Raw genomic sequence first — 19,588 nt, 5'->3', positions numbered from 1 at the left:
ACCACTAACGGTTAATCGTTCTGCATAAGTAGATCGCGATTCTTCTCAAGCGTTCCCCTCAGCCGCAAAATAGCCTTGGAATGAAGCTGCGAAATCCGTGAAGGAGATAGTGACATGACCTCTGCGATTTCGCTCAATGATAAATCTTCATAATATAAAAGGGACACAACGGTCCGTTCTTTCACCGTTAATTTCTCAATACCTTTGGTGAGGGCTTCGCGTAAGTAGAACTCATTTACCTTGCTATCCGGATTCTTAGCTTTATCGTCCACCAGTATGGACATTCGGGTCTCTGATTCCTCTTCACGAATCGGGTCTTCCAGTGAACATAGTGACATTACAGCCACATCCTGCAACATATTTTGAAATTCAGTTACACTAATATTCAGGTATAGACTCATTTCCTCATCACTAACGGATCTCAAATACTTCTGTTCCAACTGCTGATAAGCGTCCTCGATTTTTTTAGCTTTTTCTCGCACAGATCTAGGGACCCAATCACTTTGACGTAAGGAATCTAAAATCGCACCACGTACGCGCCAGGAAGCATAGGTCTGAAACTGCAATCCCCGTTTGTAGTCGAATTTTTCAATCGCATCAATTAATCCCATTACTCCATTGCTGGCTAGATCATCTTTAGATACATTTTTGGGCAATCCCACAGCCAAACGGCTGGATACATAATCAACAATATGGAGATAACTCTCTATCAGCTTCTTTTTGGCTTCAGGGTCACTGTGTTCTTTCCACTGTTCCCATAGCTCGTCAGTTTCCAATTGAGAAGCTTTACGCTCGTTCAATAGCTTTCACCCTTCCCAAAGTTTAGTCAGAGAGCTTGTCGCGGCGAAACCTGCCTAGTCACAAGCATAAACGCCTTCGGCATCCTTATGAGGACGGTAGCGTTTATGCGAGAAATATAAGGATAATGTATAAAGTGAAACTTATACTTTCTTATATTTAAGATAACCGATTCCGCCACAGCGCTCGCTTATTCTTCTTTCAGGTGACGAACGGCCTTGGCCAATTCTTCAGGATCTTTCATAGAGACTAGTTTTGGGGGTGTAAGAGGCTTGAACCCCTCACTGTTCCCACTCCCTTGTCCTGGCTTCGGTTTGAGTAGATTAATTAACTCTTCATCCTCATTAGGGGTACTGATGTCTAGCTTTGCACCAAGTTCTTCTCCCTCAACATCCTGTTCATCCGGAGGCGATGATTGATACACGATAAAACCCAATACCCATCTTAGGAGGAAAGCAAGCAGAAACCAGATGATAAATCCTAATAGGCTTCGTAATAAACTAGTACCGAGAACATTATTACTGTAGGTTACAAAAAATGTGAATACAAAACCTATCAAACCAAACAGCAAGTTTATAAAAATGTTTCCTATCATTTTCATATTTATATTTCCTTAGCGCCTTTTTGCACACTGCGGATGAACAATACACCAGTGTTGCAGGCAATTTCTATCGTACGGCCATAATTACCGCCCGTGTCTTCCGCAATTAACGGAATTTTCAAATTCTCAAGAGCAAGTTTACAAGATTCAACATTACGAGGCCCGATCCTCATGGTGTCGCTCCCCCCGGCAAAGGCAAACATTTGTGATCCTCCTGCCATCTTGGCTACGATCCGACTCCGAACCGCACCAAGCTCCAGCAAACGGGATAAGAGCTCCGGCACTGCAGTATCTGCAAACTTAGCGATGTTTAATTGCCCTTCCCTAGCAATCTCAGAAGTAGGGAGCATCACATGCGCCATTCCCGCGAGTTTTTTTCCAGGGTCAAACAATGTCAATCCCACGCAGGAGCCAAGACCCGTTGTACGAATCAAACTATCCTGGCTTCCAATGTTAAGATCTGCCATCCCTACTTTAATGATGCTTTGTTCTTCAATCATTTTCAAACGGAACTCCTAGCGATTTGAAGATTTTCGGGAATGATTCCGGATCGGGAATAAGGAAAAATTGCCCTTCAATTTCGTTTTTCCCCTCAAAAAAGGTAGTATCGATCAACAATGCATCGTCACCCATTTGCCCAAATTGCAGCAAACCGTAGCTTAGGATGGCTCCAGCCATATCCATAGCAAGTGCAGGAACTGTTGGATACATAGAAAGTGAGGTAAAGTCTGCAAGAGAAGATAAGTACGATCCTGCTAATATATTTCCAATTTCACTCAGCGCGGAAAGTTCCATTTCTCCAAGTTCTTGGTCACTCAAAATCTCGATGCCTGCAATGCGACTGAGTAAGTTCAAAGCGGCTTCCGGGGAAAGAATGAAAAATAGGTTGCCCGGAGCTTCTCCCTCCACACGTAAGAAAACTGCATATACTAGTTCTTCAGCTCCACCAACTTTGTCCGTTATCTCTTCAAAGTTGAGAAGCTGTACCTTGGGAACAGCCATATCAATCGGCTTATTCAAGAGCTGTGATAATGCGGTGGCTGCATTCCCAGCTCCAATATTCCCGACTTCCTTAAGCACATCCATTTTAAAATCCTTATAGTGCTTAAATAATTCCACAGGTTAGCCCTCTAGGCTTTCTAATTGAACGATTTCGTTTTTGTTAAGCACTTCTGACAGATTAAGCATGATCAGCAAGCGCTCTTCACCTATCTTGGCCACCCCATCTAAATACTTCGCTTTGATGCCGCCAACAACATCTGGAGGTGTATCGATAGAATCCCTGTTCAAATCTATTACATCATTTGCTGAATCTACAATGAAACCTACTTCCATTTCATTAACAGATACGATAATTACACGAGACTGATCTGTTTGCTCCGCCTCTTCGATCCCAAAGCGACCTCGAAGGTCAATCACAGGGATAACAACACCACGTAAATTAATTACACCCTTGATAAAAGAATACGTTTTAGGTACACGAGTTATTGGCATCATGCGCTCAATGGTTTGTACCTTCTCAACTTCGATACCGTATTCCTCTGAGCCTAATTTGAACACTATCACTTTAATATCTTCAGCCATGGAACGAACCTCCCTGTTCTATCCTAGTTATTTAATAAAAGCGTTCGGATCAATAATAAGTGCGACTTGGCCATCTCCAAGTATCGTTGCGCCAGATATCCCTTGAATTTCAGGTAAATATTTACCCAGATTCTTGATAACAATCTCGTTCTGACCAATAAAATCCTGTACAGCCAAGGCCACAAGACGTTCTCCCTTACGTACAACTACGATCTCTGTCTCTTCTTCAGTACTCTCATCATAATCAGGCACCGAAAATAGACGACTAAGAGAGACTAGTGGAATATGAGAATTCCGGAACTCTAACATTTTGTTGCCATGAATCGTACGGATTTGAGTGTTCTTCACGATTCCAGTTTCCACAATAGAGGATAATGGAATGGCGTACTTCTCAGAGCCCAATCGAATAAGCATGGCCGCAATAATGGATAGCGTAAGTGGCAGCTGTACTGAGAAATTCGTTCCTTTACCTGGTGAAGAATAGATTGTTACATTACCACCCAGTGAAGAAATCTTAGCTTTAACAACATCCAGTCCTACGCCACGACCTGAGACATCAGAAATAACTTCTGCCGTGCTGAACCCTGGTGCAAATAGTAGTTGATAAGCTTCATCATCCGTCATATTTGCCGCCTGCTCTTGCGTGATCACGCCTTTTTTCACAGCAGACTTCAAAACCTTCTCTGGGTAAATACCTGTTCCATCTTCCTCAATTTCAATGAAGACATGATTTCCGCTGTGGAAAGCACGTAGATGAACTGTCCCAGTCTCTGGTTTACCAGCAGCAATACGATCAGCAATAGATTCAATACCGTGATCAACCGCATTACGCAATAAATGCACAAGTGGATCACCAATTTCATCAATTACCGTCCGGTCAAGCTCGGTTTCGGCACCCGTTACAATTAGATCTACTTTCTTATCCAGCGACTTAGCTAGATCACGAACCATACGCGGGAAACGGTTAAATACGGTATCTACTGGAACCATCCGAAGCTTCATCACAATATTCTGGAGATCTCCGCTTACTCTGCCCATATGCTCGACGGTTTCCGTAAGATCACCATTCTGAACCTCTGAAGCCAGCTGCTCTAAACGAACTCTGTCGATCAGAAGTTCACTAAATAGATTCATGAGCACGTCTAAGCGTTCGATATCTACGCGGATCGTACGTGAAGGCGCTCCTCCAGTTTTGGTTGCTCCCGGCTTATTACCTTCATCTTTGGTAGGCAACGGTTTAGATGCTACTGGAGCAGCAGGAGCTGTTTCCTCTATAGTGGCTGTTGCGGCAACCTCTGACACGGCAGCTGCCGATTCTTGACCAAGCATTTTCAAGGATTCTTGATCTAGTGCTACTGCTGTTACTTTATCAATTTCAGACAAATTCATAATCATTGCCTGAATCTGATCAGCGTTTTTTTGGGTTATGTAATAGAGTGAGAAGCTTTGGTCAAATTTCTCTTGTTCTATATCTTGAACAGATGGGAAGGATTTAACTACTTCACCCGAACGTTCGAGCAGATCAAACACCATGTATGCACGTACAGCCTTAAGTTGGCAATCCTTGCGGATCGTTACATCTACATACAATGCATGATGCCCTTCCTGAATCGATTGTTCTAGAACAGAAAATTGGAACTCATCTAAATGTATCGGAGTTTCAGCTGCTTGTGCATCAGACGTATTAGCAGCAGAGGCTGCTCCGCCTTCAACTGGAATCTCACCCCGGACGATAGCCTGCAGGGATGAGACAATGGCTGATACATCTGCTTTACCTTCGCCACCTCTAGTAATATCCTCAACCATAGACTCTAAGGCATCCAAACTTTTGAATAACGTATCAAAAATGAAATCCTGCATGCGCAGCTTGTTATTACGTACAAGATCTAACACATTCTCCATTTGGTGTGTAAGTGAAGCCAAATCTTCAAAGCCCATTGTCGCTGCCATACCTTTTAAAGTGTGCGCAGAGCGGAATATGACCTGTACGATACTAAGATCCTCAGGATTCGCTTCCAGCCCCATCATGCTCTCGTTCAATGACTGCAGATGATCATTCGACTCATCAATAAACATGGATAAATATTGGTTCATGTCCATAGTAGAGCACCTCCCCTTCGAGTTCGCTTTTCCGTTATTTAACGGCTTGCACTAGCCTTGGAGCAATTTCTTGCAAAGGCAGTACATATTTGACGCACTGCAATTCCACCGCAGATCGCGGCATCCCGTAAACGACACAGGTCTCTTCACTTTCAGCAAATGTTGAGGTAACCCCTGAGTCATAGAGAGATTTCATCATCCTAGCACCATCACTACCCATCCCTGTCATCAGCAACACGTGCCGATCTAGAGATGTGAGTGGAAGCAATGATTCGAATAAAACATCCACTGAAGGTCGGTGGCCATTTCGCGCCTCCTCCTTCGTGAGTACAACTGCATATTGCCCTTTAGATGTTGGGGTAACCTGTAAATGATAGCCTCCAGGCGCAATGTAGGCTGCTCCTTTTCGTAATATCATCCCCTGCTCTGCTTCTAACACTTCTAGCGGACTGAATGTATTCAGACGCTGGGCTAGTGATTTCGTAAAGTTAGGCGGCATATGCTGCACAATGACAATAGGAGCTGGAAAATCCGCTGGAATTTTCTCCAGGAGTACCTTCAGTGCACGAGGTCCGCCTGTAGAACAACCGACAGCAACTAATTTGTGCAAATTCTCGCTACCAACCATTCGATCCGGAGTAAGTCCCGGAGACTCAGTAGATACCTCCACTAAAGACTCTATCACCGGTTTGGGCGGAAATGGTTTATTCTCTACTTTAGTCTTTGGTTTAGACTTTTCGATTAACGGTGTTTTAGCAGAGATGATTGGTTTGGTTGCTTTTTTAGGGATAGTACTATCTACTGGCTGTTTCCCCCGAGGTTTTCTCATTTCTTCATCTTTGAGAGAAGATTTAAGTGCTGCCTTGGATTTGTCCGGTAACAATCTCGGTGCAGTCGGCAGTAATGGCTCTAAAGGCGTGATTTCAGGCATCCTAAAAGCAGATGCTCGTGCTTCACGTTGCTCTCGAGCCAACATAGCTTCTTTCATTTGCTCTCTTAGGGATTCCCCTACGCCCGTTATATCCTGGGAATTTGATATTGAAGGTTTACGAATGAAATCAAAAGCGCCCCATTCCAGTGCAAGAATGGTTTCCTTCATACCCTCTTCATTGATGCCTGACAGCATAATCACTGGCAGCGGATCTGACGCCATTATTATTTTCAGCGCTTCCAGGCCGTTCATCTCCGGCATTTCCACATCCATAGTAACTAGATCCGGCCGAAGTTTATTTATTTTCTCGATAGCCTCGCGACCATTTGTGGCTGTTGCCGTCACCTGAAAGTCAGCGTCATTTTCAATTAAATCGGAAATGATCTTGCGCATAAATGCAGAATCATCAACAACCAAAACTTTATATGGCTTCATATCATTTCCACCTCTGTTCCAGATTCAGAACAATTATTTACTTCGCTTTAACCATTTATGGATAAAGCCTTTTATGCCTTGAACTTTTGTTTCTTTTTTACCATCTATGGTCAAATAACTTAGGGCTAGCCGATGTATATCTTTTGCAGCAACACTGTTTGGAAAAGCCAATGAAAATGGCGTCTGCCTTTTGACAGCCTGCACTACATGGGCATCTGAGCTTATATGACCAAGATAGGAAACATCTAATTGCAAAAAACGACTGGCCGCCATACGGATCTTATCACTTGTCACTGATGCTTCTCTCTCATCACCCGCTTGATTCACGATCAGTTTAAAAGAAATATCCGGATATGTCCGATTCACAACCTTCATTAATGCGTAAGCGTCTGTTATAGCAGTTGGCTCTGGTGTTGTAACTACTAGGCAATCGTCCGCAGAGGTTATAAACTTCATCGTTTCCTTAGATAATCCAGCACCTGTATCGAACAAAATATAATCCATGCTGTCCGCAATAAGGGCTATCTGGGCTGTGAAATAATTAAGGTCCGATTCCGAAAGAGAAAATAACTCATCCATGCCCGATCCACCAGCTATAAAAGGAAGCCCGTTCGGTCCTAACTGAATAATCTGCTCAATATCCGCTTCTCTTTTTAACAGATGATATAGGTTATACTTCGCCGACACGCCCATTAACACGTCTATGTTAGCCATGCCAATATCTGCATCGAACAGCAATACTCTCTTTCCCATTGCTTTTAAAGTTAAAGCGAAATTAAGTGTAAAATTCGATTTCCCTACGCCACCTTTACCACTACAAACAGTAATGATACGGGCGGATGTTTCCCCTTTTTCAGCTAGTTTAGGCTCCTGACTGGATACAAGCTGTCTCAAGGATTGTGCCTGATCCATCATGATTCACCTGTTCCAAGAAGCATCTCACTAAGTTGTTCTTTGGAAGCCATCAATAAATCGTCAGGTACATTTTGACCATTGGTCATATAAGATAATGTGAGAGGGAAATCATTCAGGACGTTAAAGAGTGGTCCATAACTTCCCGTCTCATCTAGCTTGGTAAAAATAACTTTATCCAGCTTGTACCTGCCGAAATGCTCGGCAATCAATTTCATATCACGGCTTTTCGAAGTTAAGCTGAGTACAAGATAGGTCTCACTTCTTAATTCCTTCGCAAGCAAGCTTTGCAGTTCTGCTACAAGCATATCATTACGATAATTCCGTCCCGCTGTATCCATAATTACAAGATCACAACTCTCCAATCGAAAGAGTGCTCTTTGTAAATCTCCTGGAGATTGTACAACCTCTAGCGGAACATTCAGGATAGCTGCGTATGTACGCAACTGCTCCACAGCTGAAATTCGATACGTATCAGAGGTGATAAAACCAACCTTGCGTCCGTTTTTGAATAGCTGTTCAGCCGCAAGCTTGGCTATGGTAGTAGTTTTTCCTACTCCTGTGGGCCCTGCAATATATACGATTTGGGTATCAGGTGCAATTCCATCAGCGATTCGCCCTGACAGGAATCCATCGAGCTGTTCTTTTAAGGACTCCTGAAATTTCTCAGGTCCCCAAGTACGCCCTTCATCCGCCCAACGTTCGGAAATATTACTGATCCACTCCTCAACAAGTACAGTATCCATCTCCTGCTCAATCAAAAGATCTCTAAGCTGCTGGAGACTATCCGGTAATTCTCTTGCCCCTGAAGACTGCCTCGCGATTCGTTCCATCCAAAGCTTCATATCTCTAATTTCACGAAGAACATCATTCTCCAGCGCCGAGGCAACCTCTGGCGTTTGATCTAACCCTAAAGATTCATATAAGGTTGATACAGAGGTAGTTTCATCTGGATTGGATTCAAGAGATTTCTGATCAGGCTCTGGATGTTTGGTTATCGATTCTTTTACATCAATAGCTTCCGACAAGGCAGCGGCGATTTCCGCAAAGGACCGAGGCTCTTCCGGCTTTTCCAACGTTACAGTAGAAGCAGATGATGAAGATGAAGCTTTTTGGTAAGCTTGCGGGACAGCGCTGCGCGGAATGTTCATCGCAGGCTTCACAGGCTTTTCAGGAGCACTCTCCTTTTGAGCTTTTTCAACAGCCGCTACTACCTCTATTTTTTTCTTTTTAAACAATCCTAAAAATCCGCCAATCTTAATTTCTTTAGTACTTAAAATTACTGCCTCGCTTCCAAGCTCACTACGAATGGAATGCATGGCGTCAGGCATCGTATCGACCACATAACGCTTCACTCTCATAAATTCACCACTCCGACGCTTTGTATTTCAATGTTAGGTTCTAGTTCGCTATAAGACAGTACAGGAATATCCTGCATTGTCCGTTCAATCACCTGCCGCAAATACATACGAATGGTTGGTGATGTGAGTACAATGGGCTGTTGTCCTGACTGCAGCAGTCGATTGATCTGTTCACTTAACCGCTGATAGATCGTTTGAGTCGATGCTGGATCCAATGCCAAATAACTGCCCTGTTCAGATTGCTGCACACTCTCAGAAATTTTCTTCTCTAGGTTAGGTCCTACCGTAATAACTTTCAGAGTCTCTCCAACTTGCGAGAATTGCTGAGTAATCTGTCTGGACAAGGATTGACGAACATATTCGGTAAGAATATCAGGATCCTTGGTGTACGTCCCGTAATCCGCCAACGTCTCAAAAATAGTAACCAAATCCCTGATCGATATTTTCTCGCGCAGCAGCTTGGCAAGTACCTTTTGCACATCCCCAATCGCTAATACCGAAGGAATAAGATCATCAACAAGCACTGGATAATTGTCTCTTAGGTTATCCACCAACATCTTAGTTTCTTGTCGTCCTAACAACTCATGTCCATAACGCTTAATCAGCTCCGTCAAATGAGTTGCAACAACGGATGGTGGATCTACCACGGTATAACCTGACAATTCAGCCCGCTCTTTAACCGATTCGTCAATCCACAACGCTGGAAGTCCAAAAGATGGTTCAATGGTCTCAATACCGTTTATAGATTCATCATCATAGCCTGGACTCATGGCTAAGTAGTGATTAAGTAATAATTCACCGCCGCCGACAGTATTTCCTTTAATTTTTATGACATATTCATTCGGTTTTAGTTGAATATTGTCGCGAATGCGAATAACAGGCACTACAAGACCCATTTCAAGTGCACATTGCCGTCGAATCATGATGATACGATCTAGTAAATCTCCACCCTGACCTGTATCTGCCAAAGGTATAAGACCGTAGCCGAACTCGAATTCAATAGGATCTACAGAGAGTAAATTAATTACACTTTCCGGACTTCGTACCTCTTCAATCTGTTTCTCTTCAACAAGCTGCTCTTCGGCAATCTGTTTTCGATTTAAATTTTGTCCCATACTATAGGCTGCAAAAGCCAGCAAACCAGCTAGCGGGAGCGTAGTAATCATATGTATAGGTGTAAAGAGACCTAGAAAAGCAACAGTAACTGCAACAATATATAATAACTTTGGATAGGAGAGTAACTGCCCTGTTAATTCTTCTGCCAGATTACCTTCCGATGAAGCTCTAGTAACGATAAGACCTGCTGCAGTCGAAATGAGCAAAGCAGGAATCTGGCTGACTAGACCATCCCCGATCGTCAATACGGAATAAGTAGATAACGCAGTGGAGAAATCCATTCCATGCACAACCATACCGATAATAAATCCACCAATAAGATTGATTAACAGGATAATGATACTCGCAATCGCGTCTCCTTTAACGAATTTACTCGCACCATCCATGGCTCCGAAAAAATCCGCTTCCCGTTCAACATTGCGGCGACGCTCACGTGCCTGTGTTTCATTAATCATGCCTGCGTTAAGATCGGCATCAATACTCATCTGCTTGCCGGGCATCGCATCCAAGGTAAATCTCGCCCCTACCTCAGCTACACGCTCTGAACCTTTAGTAATAACAATAAACTGAACCACTACCAAAATCAGAAACACGATAAATCCAACGGCAATTTGTCCACCGGCGATCCAGCTTCCGAAAGTAGATACCACGGAACCGGCATCTGCGTAAGTCAGGATCAATTTCGTTGTCGAAATGTTTAGTGACAGACGAAACAATGTCGTAACAAGCAATAATGAAGGAAAAATTGAAAATTCGAGCGCATTCTTCGTGTTCATAGCAACTAATATGATAATTAATGCTATAGAAATATTAATAACTAGCAAAACGTCCAAAAGCCAGGACGGGATAGGCAGAATCATCATAAGCACAATACCGATGATGCCTAGCAAAACTGTTAAATCTTTAGCTTTCAATGTCCTAACCCCCCGCCTTATTTCCTCTTACCTTTAAGTTTATATACATATGCCAGCACTTCAGCTACAGCCTGAAACAGATCATTTGGAACGACATCTCCAATTTCTGCTCTTTGGAATAATGCCCGTGCCAGCGGTTTGTTTTCCATAGTCACGACGCCATGTTCTTTAGCCAGCTCCCGTATACGAAGTGCTACATAATCCTGCCCTTTTGCAATAATCTGTGGCGCCTCCATTTTGGAACCATCATATTTTAGCGCAACAGCAAAGTGAGTTGGATTTGTAATAATTACATCCGCGTTAGGAACTTCCTGCATCATACGCTGCATGGCCATTCTGCGTTGGCGTTCCCTGATCTTACCTTTAATTAGAGGGTCACCCTCCATTTTTTTGTATTCATCCTTGATATCCTGCTTAGACATTTTCAGGCTTTTTTCATGCTCGTACTTCTGATACATAAAATCTAGAAAAGCCATAATTAGCAGGGCAACCCCGATTTTCAAACCAAGACTCATCGTCAGCTTGGCCGCAAACTTAAAAATTCCCTCCGCACTGATATGCGACAGGGATGCAAAGTTCTTCTTTTCTCCCCATAATGTGCTATATACCAGATAAGAAATAATTAGAAGCTTAAATATTGATTTCAGGAATTCTACAAACGAACGCATAGAGAAAATATTTTTGAATCCTTTTATCGGATTAATCTTACTGAATTTAGGAGTAATCCCCTCTCCTGTAGCCATAAAGCCCACCTGCGCCAAGTTGGAAACAAGTGCCATAACAAACGTAATTCCAAGTAATGGAGCTAGCAAAATCAAGATTTGCAAGCCATACTGATTAAATAGCAGCGTTATATTCTCAGGCGTAACGTCCAGCATCATTCGATTCTGAAATACGTCCGTGTATAGCTTCATAAAACGCTCTTTCATAAAACCACCAAACATCATCAAGCTAACTACCGCAGCTAGCAATACAACCGCACCAGACAGCTCAGCACTTTTGGCTACTTGGCCTTTTTTACGAGCATCCTGCCGTTTCTTCGGGGTTGCTTTTTCCGTCTTTTCACCGGCGAAGAGTTGAAGATCTAGTCTATAACGCTTCGTCTTAGGCATAATACTCTCCCCTTACGGTCACCTACGGCTTCTTCCCCATGAGACCCAGTAAATTCTCCATGGATTCGAACATGATTTCGAAGAGATTCTGAAACAACACAGCCAGACCTGGCATCAGCACTAAAAGAAGTGCAATACCTATGATGATTTTTAGAGGAACCCCTATAACAAATACATTATATTGCGGAGCCGTTCTCGCTAAAAAAGCAAGACCAACATCGGTCAGAAACAGTGCAGTTACTAATGGAGCCGACATTTGAAACGCTAATACAAACGACTGCGCAAATGTTCGGACCAGAAACTCTGACAAACTACCATCAACCATGCGTAGAAATAAATCATTATTCATAGGAATCCATTTATAGCTGTACACAATGGCATCTAGTAAATGGTGATGTCCATTCATACTCAAAAACATTAGCAGGGCTATCATATATTTGAAATTACCGAGAATAGGTGCTGACGTTCCTGTCATAGGATCAATGACGTTGGCAATACCGAAGCCAATCTGAATATCTATGAAAGAACCTGCTGTCTGAATCGCCATAAACATCAAATATCCAATGAAACCTAGCAATAAGCCTATTAATACTTCTCTCATAATAAGCAAAATATAACTAAAATCCTGCGGAATAGTAATCCCTGTTCCATTAGCACTAAAGACTACCAATGCTACAAAAAAAGATATGCCAATCTTAAAAGTTGTCGGTACCCCTTGAGAAGAAAATACAGGAACGACAACAAAAAAGGCTGTAATTCGACAAAAAATAAGCAAAAAGACGGGTAAACTTTGCAATAAGGTATCCATGTTCATTGGTTAACCAATATACATATAGAGACTGCCTAGAATTTGGCTAGTAAAGTCAATTAGCTTCGTGATGATCCACGGTCCAAATAGCAATAAAGCCAGCAGTACTGCGACGATTTTTGGAACAAACGCTAGCGTCTGTTCCTGAATCTGTGTCGTAGCTTGAAAGATACTGATTATTAGCCCTACCACCAGACCAAGAATCAGCATGGGAGCGCTGACTTCCAGCACTAAATATACGGCTTGGCTTGCTAGACCGATAATAAACTCCGTACTCAATCCTCATGCCTCCTCTTAAGGTCAGGTGTTAAAACTAAGAAGTAGTGATTTAATGACTAAGTACCAGCCGTCTACCAGTACAAAGAGCATAATTTTAAAAGGTAATGAAATCATGACCGGGGGAAGCATCATCATCCCCATAGCCATCAGCGTACTCGCCACAACAATATCAATAATCAGAAATGGAATGAAAATTAAGAAGCCCATTGTAAAAGCTTTTTTCAATTCTCCAATTGCGAAAGCTGGCACCATCACCGTCAGTGGAATATCACTGTATGTAGCCGGTTTAGCCGATCCCGTATAACCGGTATATTTCATAAATAACAAAAGGTCTTTGGAATTGGTCTGTTTAAACATAAACTCTTTCATCGGATCAGCAGCTTTATCAAAAGCCTCAGTCTGGGTAATCGTCCCCTTCATATACGGCTGTAATGCCGTTTCATTCACTTGCGCCAAAGTTGGCGACATAATGAACAGGGTCAGAAACAGAGCAAGCCCTACCAGCACCTGATTCGGAGGCATGGCCTGAGTACCAAGTGAGGTTCTAACAAAACCGAGCACGATTACAATTCTAGTAAAACTGGTCATAAGAACTAGAAACGCCGGAGCAATACTCAGAACCGTAACGAGAAGAAGAATCGATATGGAACTGGTACCACCGCTTGAACCATCTTCATTACCGACCTGAATATTAACATTAGGTATAGGATCAGCATGTATCGGCCGCATCATAACTATACTAATGAACCCGAATAGCAGAATAGCAAGAATTAGCTTCTTTTTCATAAATTCCTCGACTCATCCTTAGTAACATCATCCCGTAACAGCTCTTCCATTTTCTCTTTTCGCTCTGGTGCAGAACGAAGCTTGGATTGCAGTGTCTCGTAAAAAGATGATGTTTCACTAAGCTCGATTTCTTCTGATGGAACCTCCCCACGCAGCTTAACCTTAACCTTGGCAATAAGCGGTGCGAGAAAATTATTCTGGTTGGAGGACTGATCCTCAAATGCTGCAATGATCAAAGCCACCTCATCCGGATCAGTGACTTTATCCAAGATGGATATGTTCTCACCAATCCCGATTAAGTAAAGGCTGCTTCCCAGTTCAATAACCTGCATCGACTTGTTAGGTCCCAGCCCTACAGCACCAAGCGTTCGAATGGAGCGCCCGCTCATAAAGGTCTGATTACGACGTCCAAGAAAACGGATCAGCAGCACAATAAGTACAATGATTACCGCAAGGACAATAATAACGTTAAGCAAATTCAGCAGGGTGTTATTGCTCCCGAGCGGTTCTGAATTGAGGGGCATGTCTTTTTCCTACACACCCAACGTTTTGTTGATAGCTTCGATAACTCGGTCAGCTTGGAAAGGCTTCACAATAAAGTCTTTTGCTCCTGCTTGAATAGCATCGATAACCATAGCCTGCTGGCCCATGGCTGAACACATGATGACCTTAGCAGCCGGATCTACCTTCTTGATTTCTTTCAGGGCGGCGATTCCGTCCATCTCAGGCATAGTTATATCCATCGTGATAAGGTCTGGACGCAGTTCTTTAAATTTCTCTATAGCTTGAGAACCGTCCTGAGCTTCGCCCACTACTTCAAATCCGTTTTTCGACAAAATGTCACGGATCATCATTCTCATAAATGCTGCATCGTCCACGATTAGAATTCGGTTAGCCATTTTTACAAAATCCTCCCTAAGTATGCTTATTGTAATTTCTGAATTCGGTCCCACTGGCTGACGATATCCGTAACGCGTACGCCGAAGTTTTCATCGATAACTACGACTTCACCTTTGGCAATAAGCTTGTTGTTAACCAAAATATCTACAGGCTCACCGGCGAGCTTGTCCAGCTCAATGATCGAGCCTTGAGACATTTCTAAAATATCTTTAATCTGCTTCTGGGTCCTTCCTAATTCTACGGTTACTCTAAGCGGTATGTCCATCAATAAATTTAAATTGTTTTCATCAATATGACCAAAAGCTCCACCGTTAAGGTTAGCAAACTGTACAGGCTGTACATTTACATTGCGATTCGCTTCAGGACTAAGCGGTGGTGTCTGCCCATAAGGCATGCCTTGAGGCGGCATTCCGTAGGGTGGCATCCCTGGCATGCCATACGCCGGCATTCCTGCTGGAGGGTAATAATATCCGCCTTCTGGCATTCCTGGATAACCAGGCATCCCCTGCGGCGGGTACGGCGGAGGTGTTTCTCCTACGGGCTGTGAAGGCGCCTGTTGCACTGGAGGAGCTACAGGAGGCGTCTCTTGAGCCGGCTTAGCAGGAGTCTCTGTCGACGTAACTGCAGCCTCCTGCGCTGCAGGGCTTACATCACCCAGAAGCATCGTTACCATATCCTTAGCAAACTGGACAGGCAAGAGCTGCATAATAGTAGAGTCGATTAAATCTCCTATCTTAAGTCGGAACGAAATTCGAATTAAGGTTTCGTCATTGGGTAAGCTGCCGACACCTTCACCGCTGGACATGTTCAGAATGTCGATACCCGGAGGTGAAATATTAACAAACCGATTGAAGATCGTAGACATTGATGTGGCAGAAGAACCCATCATTTGGTTCATTGCTTCCTGCACAGCACTAATGTGAATTTCATTCAATTCTTCATCTTTAGGTTCGCCTTCTCCACCAAGCATTAAATCTGCGATGACCTGTGCATCCCTAATCTTAATAACAAGAGAGTTAATACCCTGAAATCCATCTACATATTCCACGTGTACAGCTACATGTGGTTTAGGAAAAGCCACTTCAAATTCCCCGCGTGTAATGATGGAAACTTGAGGGGTTGTAATATCAACCTTTTTCCCTAGTAATGTGGAAAGAGCTGTCGCTGCACTACCAAACGTTATATTACCGATTTCACCCAAAGCATCCTGTTCAAACGGTGTTAAATAGTCATTTACCGTTTTCTCTGAAGGAGCCAATGAGCCTTCCGCAGATTGTCTCAGAAGGGCGTCGATTTCTTCTTGGGATAAATAATCTTTACTCGTCAAATTCTTCAACTCCTTCACTGACAATCTCGTCTATTTGCACGGCTACCCGGTCTTTCACCATTCCAGGACTTCCGATGAACTTAAGCTTCTCCCCTACCTTAATCGAGAGTCCAGAATCTACATTCCTGTTTAGTGAGATCACGTCACCGACGTTAAGCCCAAGAAACTCAGATATAGATAAGCTCGATTCTCCAAGTTCAGCGACAATCGGCAGTTTCGCCTTATGAACTCTAGCTTTAATAGCTTCAAGTTCATCTGCATCCCGCGTCTTCTTCTCTGTTACAAACCATTGGTGAACAGATAGTCTAGACATTATTGGTTCCAGAACGACGTGCGGTATGCACAGATTGATCATACCTGTTGTATCTCCTATTTTGGTGCTTAACGAGATCAATGCAATGGTCTCATTTGGCGATACAATTTGCATGAACTGTGGGTTCGTTTCGAGCGCTTCCATGCGCGGATGGATATCCAGCACAGTCTTCCAAGCCTCCTGCAAGCTCTCAAAACATCTGCTGAAGATACGCTCCATAATCGTTGTTTCGATTTCAGTTAAAGCATTAATCTTAGATGGCGCAGTCCCAAAACCGCCCAGCAATCTGTCCAGCATAGCGAAAGCGATGTTTGGATGAACTTCCATTACCATTCGACCTTCTAAAGGTTCGGCTTCAAAAATGTTCAGTATTGTCATTTTCGGAATGGAACGAATGAATTCATCATAAGGGAGCTGCTCTACTTGAACGACATTAATCTGCACAAAGGTGCGTAATTGGGCTGAAAAGTACGTTGTAAGATAGCGTGCGAAATTGTCATGAATCCTTGTAAGACTACGAATATGATCTTTAGAAAATCGAACAGCCCGTTTAAAGTCATAAGATCGGATCTTCTTCTGAGTTTCTTCCTTTTTAAGTTCATCGGCATCCATCTCACCTGAAGAAAGTGCAGCAAGTAGAGCATCTATTTCGTTTTGTGATAGTACATCAACCAATTCAATCACCCCCCTATCAAAGAATTATCATGCCTGAAGCTACATAGAAGCCAAAAGGTATTTGGTGACTTCGATCTGAGTGATTTTGCCTTCGGTCAATGTCTTATTGATCAGATTAACAAGCTTGCTGCTAAGCTGGTCTTTGCCATTTGCTCCATTAAGCTCCTCAGGTTTGGTATCTGCAAGCGTTTTGATAATAATCGGTTTGATTTTGATCTCTTTTATTTTTTCGAATGCTTCCTTTGATTTCGCAGAATTCAGTTGGAAGGCGAAATCTATTTGAACGATATAATCGGGATCAGCAAGATTTGTTTTGATATCTTTGATCTCTGCCGTTAATTCGACGATTTCATCTGCAGTTAAATACTTGGTTTCCACACTTTGAACCGCAGCATTTACATCATTCGAATCTTTCGGAAAGATCTTGTCCATTAATAAAAATGCGGCGATCACGATAAGTGTAATCGCAAGTAAAATCGTAAGTAACCATGGCAGCATCTTCTTCATGTTAGCTCCTCCATTGACTGGACTTTAATGGTGGCAGCATATGTGCCTATGTCCCTGTTATAATCCCGGATCTTCGTAATAACTTCATCAGCTTTTTCAAGCACGATCAGTCTTTTTCCGGTTACTAGCGTAATATATGTATCCGGGCTTTCTTCTACCATTTCTACCAGTAGGGCATTGATCCACATCGGTGTTCCATTTAATCTCGTTACCGATATCATAACAGGCCTCCTAACAAAAATAGGGGGAGGGGTATCTCCCCCACGACTCCGCGTTAATCTTTAAAAAAAGATATTAAATTATTGATAAAATTAACGCTTCAGGTTAACTACTTCCTGCAGCACTTCATCAGAAGTCGTAATGATACGGGAGTTCGCCTGGAATCCACGTTGCGATACGATCATTTCTGTAAATTCATTCGTAAGATCCACATTCGACATTTCGAGTTGACCAGAAATGATCGCCCCAGTGCCATCTTCTGTATTATTCGCTGTAGTCGGAACAAGCTCACCTTCTGCATTCGCATTAAGTGACATACGGTATAGATTGCCACCAATCTTCTCTAATCCAGATGGATTAGTAACCTTAGCTACACCGATCTTCACACCTGCTTCAGTCGTTCCATCCGACATGGTCTGAACAATCGTTCCATCATTGGAAATGGAGAACGCTGTTACATCATCACCCAGTTGAATGGGTCCACCATCGGAATCTAGCACATGAAGTCCGTCAGAAGTTACAAGATTACGTGCAGCATCTACATGAAAATCTCCTGCACGAGTCAAGAAAGGTGTTTCTTGATCTTCTGATAGCTTTACTAGGAAAAAACCATCTCCGTCAATGCGTAAATCTGTCGGGTTATTAGTAGTTTGAGCACTACCGGGTAAATGGAGTGTATCGATAGAAGCGATACTTACGCCTAGTCCGATTTGTTTAGCATTCATACCACCTGCACCATCATCACTAGGAGCAGTTACACCAGAAACAGTTTGACTCATAATGTCCTTGAACATAACCCGTCCTGATTTAAAACCAATTGTATTGACATTGGCAATGTTATTACCGATTACATCAAGCTTAGTCTGAAAGCCTCTCATCCCCGAAACCCCTGAATACATAGATCTTAACATTTGTGTTGTCCTCCCAGATTATAGAGTCCTAATAACTTACTAAGTGAATGGGACCGCGTCAGTCGGTCAGCGGCCGCCTCGGCTTTCCGTTAGGACCAGCCGGTTATGAAATCACAATTGCACTATCAATTTGCGTAAACACGTTATCTTTAATCGAATTTCCATCCATAGCGGTTACAACCGTACGATTCGGGACACTTACGATAAATGCCAAGTCCTTCATTAATATCAAGGATTCTTTACTGCCTTTGGCAGCAGCTTTATCCACAGCAGAAGATATCTGATCCAGTTGTCTGCTTCCAAGTTCAATTCCTCTTTGTTCAAGACGCTTAGCAGCATGATTGCTGAATTTTAGAAGATTTTGTTGCAGTACGCTCTCAAAGGTGGCTTCTCCAGTCACAGTCTGCTTCGGTATCGAAGATCGCTGTAACGTTGAGGAATGTAGGGACGACGCAGGATACAGTTGGCCTATGGTCAGCCTGTCACTCATATTGTCGCCTCGCTTCCTCCGTTATTCTCCGGAGTATTACTATCTGTACCAGAACCATTCTCTGTTGTTGCGGGATTCTGAATTTGTGTAATATCGGTTAAAGCAATTCTGTCTTTCCCCACAACCGCATATTGAATCCCTTTGCTGACAACGATTGATTCAACGTTCCCTGTCTTAGGTAGATTTGTGGCGGTATCCGTCCATGTGATATCTTTACCAATCAAGCCGGATACTGATCCAAGAGACTGATTCATTGATGTAAGCTGTGTAGAGATATTCATCAGCTGCTCAACAGATGTAAACTGTGCCATTTGAGCAATAAATTCTTTATCTTGCATCGGCTGCATCGGATCTTGATTCTGCAGCTGGGTGATCAAAATCTTCAAAAACTGATCCTTACCCAAGACAGAATTTCCTGTTGTTTTAGTAGATTCAGGAGTTGTATAATTCCACTGGTCTTTAGTAGAAACAGGAGGAGTTGTTGTTGTCGTCATAACCGTTCACCTCTC

Annotated in this window: 23 protein-coding genes; all 23 read right to left on the bottom strand. The window is 42.9% G+C overall.

Translation table 11 applies throughout. The features are described 5' to 3' along the window. Positions 1-11: 11 nt before the first annotated feature. Positions 12-800, bottom strand: coding sequence for a FliA/WhiG family RNA polymerase sigma factor (locus ACQKMP_RS13295; protein WP_042189430.1), 789 nt, complete (start codon positions 798-800; stop codon positions 12-14). 188 nt (positions 801-988) lie between these two features. Beyond that, complete coding sequence (locus ACQKMP_RS13290; RefSeq protein ID WP_052404338.1) at positions 989-1,399, bottom strand: hypothetical protein; 411 nt, start codon at positions 1,397-1,399, stop codon at positions 989-991. Positions 1,400-1,401: 2 nt separating this feature from the next. Further along, positions 1,402-1,899: a chemotaxis protein CheD gene (locus tag ACQKMP_RS13285; RefSeq protein ID WP_042189431.1), complete on the bottom strand. Its 498-nt coding sequence runs from the start codon at positions 1,897-1,899 to the stop codon at positions 1,402-1,404. Further along, the gene (locus tag ACQKMP_RS13280; RefSeq protein WP_371915738.1) at positions 1,892-2,485 is read right to left on the bottom strand and encodes a chemotaxis protein CheC; all 594 of its coding nucleotides are present in this window, start codon (positions 2,483-2,485) and stop codon (positions 1,892-1,894) included. Before ACQKMP_RS13280 ends, ACQKMP_RS13285 begins: the two co-directional genes overlap by 8 nt. 36 nt (positions 2,486-2,521) lie before the next feature. Further along, positions 2,522-2,983: a chemotaxis protein CheW gene (locus tag ACQKMP_RS13275; protein ID WP_042189433.1), complete on the bottom strand. Its 462-nt coding sequence runs from the start codon at positions 2,981-2,983 to the stop codon at positions 2,522-2,524. A gap of 27 nt (positions 2,984-3,010) precedes the next feature. Further along, positions 3,011-5,083: a chemotaxis protein CheA gene (locus tag ACQKMP_RS13270; protein ID WP_042189434.1), complete on the bottom strand. Its 2,073-nt coding sequence runs from the start codon at positions 5,081-5,083 to the stop codon at positions 3,011-3,013. 34 nt (positions 5,084-5,117) lie between these two features. Next, entirely contained in the window at positions 5,118-6,449 is a 1,332-nt protein-coding gene (locus ACQKMP_RS13265) for a protein-glutamate methylesterase/protein-glutamine glutaminase (RefSeq protein ID WP_042189435.1), read from the bottom strand. 33 nt (positions 6,450-6,482) lie between these two features. Further along, on the bottom strand, positions 6,483-7,364 hold the full coding sequence (locus ACQKMP_RS13260; RefSeq protein ID WP_042189436.1) for a MinD/ParA family protein: 882 nt from the start codon (positions 7,362-7,364) through the stop codon (positions 6,483-6,485). Continuing rightward, the gene (gene flhF / locus ACQKMP_RS13255; protein WP_042189437.1) at positions 7,361-8,722 is read right to left on the bottom strand and encodes a flagellar biosynthesis protein FlhF; all 1,362 of its coding nucleotides are present in this window, start codon (positions 8,720-8,722) and stop codon (positions 7,361-7,363) included. Before flhF ends, ACQKMP_RS13260 begins: the two co-directional genes overlap by 4 nt. Further along, positions 8,719-10,752 (bottom strand): flagellar biosynthesis protein FlhA, encoded by a 2,034-nt coding sequence (flhA, locus tag ACQKMP_RS13250; RefSeq protein ID WP_042189438.1) that lies wholly within the window; start codon positions 10,750-10,752, stop codon positions 8,719-8,721. Before flhA ends, flhF begins: the two co-directional genes overlap by 4 nt. A 17-nt stretch (positions 10,753-10,769) precedes the next feature. After that, on the bottom strand, positions 10,770-11,864 hold the full coding sequence (flhB, locus tag ACQKMP_RS13245; protein ID WP_042189439.1) for a flagellar biosynthesis protein FlhB: 1,095 nt from the start codon (positions 11,862-11,864) through the stop codon (positions 10,770-10,772). A gap of 22 nt (positions 11,865-11,886) precedes the next feature. Next, positions 11,887-12,672: a flagellar biosynthetic protein FliR gene (gene fliR, locus ACQKMP_RS13240; RefSeq protein ID WP_042194135.1), complete on the bottom strand. Its 786-nt coding sequence runs from the start codon at positions 12,670-12,672 to the stop codon at positions 11,887-11,889. A gap of 9 nt (positions 12,673-12,681) precedes the next feature. After that, positions 12,682-12,951, bottom strand: coding sequence for a flagellar biosynthesis protein FliQ (gene fliQ, locus ACQKMP_RS13235; protein ID WP_042189440.1), 270 nt, complete (start codon positions 12,949-12,951; stop codon positions 12,682-12,684). 21 nt (positions 12,952-12,972) lie between these two features. Then, positions 12,973-13,737, bottom strand: coding sequence for a flagellar type III secretion system pore protein FliP (gene fliP, locus ACQKMP_RS13230; RefSeq protein WP_042189441.1), 765 nt, complete (start codon positions 13,735-13,737; stop codon positions 12,973-12,975). Continuing rightward, positions 13,734-14,261 (bottom strand): flagellar biosynthetic protein FliO, encoded by a 528-nt coding sequence (locus ACQKMP_RS13225; RefSeq protein WP_042189442.1) that lies wholly within the window; start codon positions 14,259-14,261, stop codon positions 13,734-13,736. Before ACQKMP_RS13225 ends, fliP begins: the two co-directional genes overlap by 4 nt. 9 nt (positions 14,262-14,270) lie before the next feature. Further along, positions 14,271-14,636, bottom strand: coding sequence for a response regulator (locus ACQKMP_RS13220; protein WP_036688523.1), 366 nt, complete (start codon positions 14,634-14,636; stop codon positions 14,271-14,273). A gap of 26 nt (positions 14,637-14,662) precedes the next feature. Then, positions 14,663-15,964, bottom strand: a complete 1,302-nt coding sequence (gene fliY, locus ACQKMP_RS13215; RefSeq protein ID WP_042189443.1) for a flagellar motor switch phosphatase FliY — start codon at positions 15,962-15,964, stop codon at positions 14,663-14,665. Continuing rightward, positions 15,954-16,952 (bottom strand): flagellar motor switch protein FliM, encoded by a 999-nt coding sequence (gene fliM / locus ACQKMP_RS13210; protein WP_427469536.1) that lies wholly within the window; start codon positions 16,950-16,952, stop codon positions 15,954-15,956. Before fliM ends, fliY begins: the two co-directional genes overlap by 11 nt. Before the next feature lie 39 nt (positions 16,953-16,991). Continuing rightward, complete coding sequence (locus ACQKMP_RS13205) at positions 16,992-17,459, bottom strand: flagellar basal body-associated FliL family protein (RefSeq protein WP_042189445.1); 468 nt, start codon at positions 17,457-17,459, stop codon at positions 16,992-16,994. Further along, on the bottom strand, positions 17,456-17,680 hold the full coding sequence (locus ACQKMP_RS13200) for a flagellar FlbD family protein (RefSeq protein ID WP_042128923.1): 225 nt from the start codon (positions 17,678-17,680) through the stop codon (positions 17,456-17,458). Before ACQKMP_RS13200 ends, ACQKMP_RS13205 begins: the two co-directional genes overlap by 4 nt. 90 nt (positions 17,681-17,770) lie before the next feature. Next, the gene (gene flgG, locus ACQKMP_RS13195; RefSeq protein WP_042189446.1) at positions 17,771-18,589 is read right to left on the bottom strand and encodes a flagellar basal body rod protein FlgG; all 819 of its coding nucleotides are present in this window, start codon (positions 18,587-18,589) and stop codon (positions 17,771-17,773) included. A gap of 103 nt (positions 18,590-18,692) precedes the next feature. Next, positions 18,693-19,079, bottom strand: coding sequence for a TIGR02530 family flagellar biosynthesis protein (locus tag ACQKMP_RS13190; RefSeq protein ID WP_042189447.1), 387 nt, complete (start codon positions 19,077-19,079; stop codon positions 18,693-18,695). Further along, entirely contained in the window at positions 19,076-19,573 is a 498-nt protein-coding gene (locus ACQKMP_RS13185; protein WP_076285418.1) for a flagellar hook capping FlgD N-terminal domain-containing protein, read from the bottom strand. The genes ACQKMP_RS13190 and ACQKMP_RS13185 overlap by 4 nt, the downstream gene beginning before the upstream one ends. Positions 19,574-19,588 lie beyond the last annotated feature (15 nt).

Origin of the sequence: Paenibacillus sp. NPDC101420, assembly GCF_050277435.1 — a bacterium.
Taxonomy (GTDB): domain Bacteria; phylum Bacillota; class Bacilli; order Paenibacillales; family Paenibacillaceae; genus Paenibacillus_AQ.
Note: the sequence above shows the minus strand (reverse complement) of the source record. Positions and strands in the feature narration are given on the sequence as shown.

Bases quoted from the DNA above. Each gene is read 5' to 3' on its own strand.
- ACQKMP_RS13265 (WP_042189435.1), bottom strand. From the start codon at position 6,449: ATGAAGCCATATAAAGTTTTGGTTGTTGATGATTCTGCATTTATGCGC.
- flhF (WP_042189437.1), bottom strand. From the start codon at position 8,722: ATGAGAGTGAAGCGTTATGTGGTCGATACGATGCCTGACGCCATGCAT.
- ACQKMP_RS13205 (WP_042189445.1), bottom strand. From the start codon at position 17,459: ATGAAGAAGATGCTGCCATGGTTACTTACGATTTTACTTGCGATTACA.
- ACQKMP_RS13185 (WP_076285418.1), bottom strand. From the start codon at position 19,573: ATGACGACAACAACAACTCCTCCTGTTTCTACTAAAGACCAGTGGAAT.
- ACQKMP_RS13270 (WP_042189434.1), bottom strand. From the start codon at position 5,083: ATGGACATGAACCAATATTTATCCATGTTTATTGATGAGTCGAATGAT.
- ACQKMP_RS13290 (WP_052404338.1), bottom strand. From the start codon at position 1,399: ATGAAAATGATAGGAAACATTTTTATAAACTTGCTGTTTGGTTTGATA.
- ACQKMP_RS13225 (WP_042189442.1), bottom strand. From the start codon at position 14,261: ATGCCCCTCAATTCAGAACCGCTCGGGAGCAATAACACCCTGCTGAAT.
- fliR (WP_042194135.1), bottom strand. From the start codon at position 12,672: ATGGATACCTTATTGCAAAGTTTACCCGTCTTTTTGCTTATTTTTTGT.
- ACQKMP_RS13275 (WP_042189433.1), bottom strand. From the start codon at position 2,983: ATGGCTGAAGATATTAAAGTGATAGTGTTCAAATTAGGCTCAGAGGAA.
- ACQKMP_RS13200 (WP_042128923.1), bottom strand. From the start codon at position 17,680: ATGATATCGGTAACGAGATTAAATGGAACACCGATGTGGATCAATGCC.
- ACQKMP_RS13285 (WP_042189431.1), bottom strand. From the start codon at position 1,899: ATGATTGAAGAACAAAGCATCATTAAAGTAGGGATGGCAGATCTTAAC.
- ACQKMP_RS13220 (WP_036688523.1), bottom strand. From the start codon at position 14,636: ATGGCTAACCGAATTCTAATCGTGGACGATGCAGCATTTATGAGAATG.
- ACQKMP_RS13280 (WP_371915738.1), bottom strand. From the start codon at position 2,485: ATGGATGTGCTTAAGGAAGTCGGGAATATTGGAGCTGGGAATGCAGCC.
- flhB (WP_042189439.1), bottom strand. From the start codon at position 11,864: ATGCCTAAGACGAAGCGTTATAGACTAGATCTTCAACTCTTCGCCGGT.
- fliP (WP_042189441.1), bottom strand. From the start codon at position 13,737: ATGAAAAAGAAGCTAATTCTTGCTATTCTGCTATTCGGGTTCATTAGT.
- ACQKMP_RS13190 (WP_042189447.1), bottom strand. From the start codon at position 19,079: ATGAGTGACAGGCTGACCATAGGCCAACTGTATCCTGCGTCGTCCCTA.
- flgG (WP_042189446.1), bottom strand. From the start codon at position 18,589: ATGTTAAGATCTATGTATTCAGGGGTTTCGGGGATGAGAGGCTTTCAG.
- ACQKMP_RS13260 (WP_042189436.1), bottom strand. From the start codon at position 7,364: ATGATGGATCAGGCACAATCCTTGAGACAGCTTGTATCCAGTCAGGAG.